2 protein-coding genes and 1 pseudogene are annotated in these 2,682 nt (G+C 58.4%); 2 read left to right on the top strand and 1 reads right to left on the bottom strand.

Annotated features, from left to right (window positions below):
• Positions 1-881, bottom strand: a pseudogene (locus tag RDM88_RS12530) (hypothetical protein); the annotation flags it as partial.
• A gap of 452 nt (positions 882-1,333) precedes the next feature.
• Here RDM88_RS12530 and RDM88_RS12525 point away from each other — a divergent pair.
• Together RDM88_RS12525 and RDM88_RS12520 are read left to right on the top strand one after the other, a co-directional pair.
• Positions 1,334-2,185 carry a glycoside hydrolase family 25 protein gene (locus RDM88_RS12525; protein WP_308755158.1) on the top strand — a complete coding sequence of 284 codons (852 nt, stop codon included), beginning with the start codon at positions 1,334-1,336 and terminating at the stop codon, positions 2,183-2,185.
• 163 nt (positions 2,186-2,348) lie between these two features.
• A partial coding sequence (locus tag RDM88_RS12520) for a DeoR family transcriptional regulator (protein WP_308755157.1) occupies positions 2,349-2,682 on the top strand: 334 nt, incomplete at its 3' end.

The raw sequence follows: 2,682 nt of genomic DNA, 5'->3' as shown, positions 1-2,682 counted from the left end.
GGGGCAGGGGCTTTCTCCTCCTCGGTGCTCGTATTCGCCGCCGGGTCGTCCGCCGGCTTGCTGCTTCCCGTCAACTCATCCGCCGTGATATCCGCCGACAGCACCCGCACCAGATTGATACGCGCCATCGCCGCCGCTTCCGCCAGGCTGCTCATCGCGCTGGCTGTCGTTTCCTCCTCCGGGCTCTCCGAAGGGGCCTCCTCTGCGGGCTTGTTGTTTTCTTCCGGTTGGCCGCTCTCGGGCGCTTCCTCCGGCTTGTTCTCTTCGCTCGATGCCGGCTCTTCCGGGACGCTGCTCACATCCGAGCCCGCCTCTTCCGAGCTTGCGGGCTCCTCCGGGACGCTGCTTTCCGCAGAGCTTGTTTCCGAGCCGGCTTCCGAGCTGTCCGCTTCCGAATTGGCTTCGGAATTGCTCGCCTCCGGGTCGCCCGTGACCTTCTCGTCGCCCTCGGTCGCGCCCTCGGCCTTCCCGCCGTCCTTCGCTTCAATATGCAGGTTCCGCGTGAACGGGAAGGTCGATACCGCCGTGATCTCCACCGCGAGTCCGTCCTCCGTGAAGATTTCCTCCTGCGTCACCGTCAGGCTGTATTCGTCCGTGCTGCCCTTGTCGTCCTCGTTGTGCCGCCGTTCCTCCGACGGGCTTTCACCGCCAGTCGAGCCGCTCTCCGTGGGCTCTTCCGCTTCCGGTTTACTCTCTTCCGTGGGCGCGGACGGCTTCTCCGGTTCGGAAACGGTACTGGTGGTCCCCGCTCCGTCCGAACTGCCGTCCATCATTTCCGCGTATGAAAAAACCGACGTCGCACTGATCAGTATCAGAGCTGTCAGTAACAGTGCGACCGATCTTTTCCATGCTTTTCTCCCATTGTACGCGAAAGATTTCATGTTTCGCCCCTCCTCCGACGCCTGCCGGTCATTTCTGAAAGAAGACTTTTCAGAAAAAATCTTCTGTTATTCCAAAATTTTGTTACCAATTATTTATCCAATAATTGTTTTCATATTTTAATAAATTCCCCTAAAATCGGTAAAAATAATTTTTATATTTAAATATTTTATAAAATTTGATTATAATATGTTACCAATATATTGGGATTATATCATTATTTTCCAGCTGCCGCAATATGATTTTTCCAGTCTACTCTAAAAAAATCTTTTCTGTTCACGGATTTTTAATGCCCCTCTTATTTGGTCACAAAATTTATTAATTCTGATCGATTTTTTCTATTTTAAGTCTCAAAATGCCTCCATGTTCTTTCGTCCGGGAACCTCTTCCGCCGCCGGAGCATAGGATATCCGGGGAGGTTTCCCCATCTGAATCCACGAGAGAAGGTCTTCAAATGACTGCTATAAATGGAATCGACGTCTCCGTCTGGCAGGGAGCGATCGACTGGGCCCGTGTAAAGGCCGGCGGCGTCAACTTTGCTATGGTCCGCGCGGGCTACGGCCTCGCGGCCGATCCGAATTTCAAAAGAAACATGGAGGGAGCTGCCGCGCAGGGAATCCCCGTAGGGGCCTACCTCTACAGCCGGGCCGTCACAACGGGCGAGGCCGAAGAGGAAGCCGCGTTTCTGCTGGAGCTGGCAAAGCCCTACCAGCTCGTCTATCCTGCCTCACTGGATATGGAAAGCCCCGGACAGCACGCGCTGACCACCGACCAGCGCACGGAGCTCGCGCTGGCGTTCTGCGGCAGGGTGGAGCAGGGCGGCCTCATCCCCGCGGTCTACTCGAGCCTCTACTGGTTTGAGACGATGCTCGACCTCCGGGAGCTGAAGCCCTATCAGCGGTGGGTGGCGGACTGGAGCAGCCAAAAGCCCTCGCTGGAAGGCGGCGTGGACCTCTGGCAGCACAGTTCCCGCGGGCTGGTGGACGGCATCTCCGGGTATGTCGACCTCGATGTCTCCTTCCGCGACTACGCGGCGGAGGACGGAGACGAAGAGGGTATGCCCGTTCCGCCCGAGGTCCCGGCCGCCGGGACGGCGCTGCTGCTCTACGGCGTTCCGCTCTATGCGAGCGCCACGGCGCAGACACGCTCGGCCACCATCAGCGGACGCTACTGGGTCTACGACGGAATCGCCGTGGACGGCAGGCTGCGGATCACCAACAGCGCGGCGCGCGTTGGCCGCACCCCCATCGCGCAGAACGTGACGGGGTATATCGACCTCGCGGATGCGAAGCCCGAAGAGCTATAGACACACTAAAAATCCCCCGACCGCCCATGCGGTTGGGGGATTTTCTGTTTTATTTTGATTGCTTGTGATTTTATTGAAAATTTTTGATTGTTTTGGATTGATTCCACTCTTTTCCGGTGCTATAATAGACACAATCAATCATGTTTTAAAGCAGGGATCAATGATGTATGCAGCCGAACGGGAAGAACGCATCCTGGACTACCTCGCGGCGCACGGCGTCACGCCGACCGCGGCGCTCCAGGAGGTGACCGGGGCCTCCATCGCGACCGTCCGCAGGGACCTGAACGCTCTGTGCAGCCGTGGGCTTGTCCTCAAGACCCACGGCGCGGCGCGGCTCAAGCGGGACCAGCCCGCCGCCGGGTGCCCAGAAGACACGCGGGAGGAGGACCCCTGCTACGACGAGAAGAACCGGATCGCGCAGGCCGCCGCGCGGCTCGTCGACGACGGTGACGTGATCTTCATCGGCGCGGGCAAGACCTGCACCCTCCTGGCCCGCC

The organism is uncultured Anaerotruncus sp. (genome assembly GCF_902490045.1).
GTDB lineage: Bacteria > Bacillota > Clostridia > Oscillospirales > Ruminococcaceae > Anaerotruncus.
This window is presented reverse-complemented; position numbering and strand designations above follow the sequence as displayed.

What these genes read in the sequence shown, in the direction of transcription:
- RDM88_RS12525 (WP_308755158.1), top strand. Translation starts at nt 1,334, where the DNA reads ATGACTGCTATAAATGGAATCGACGTCTCCGTCTGGCAGGGAGCGATC.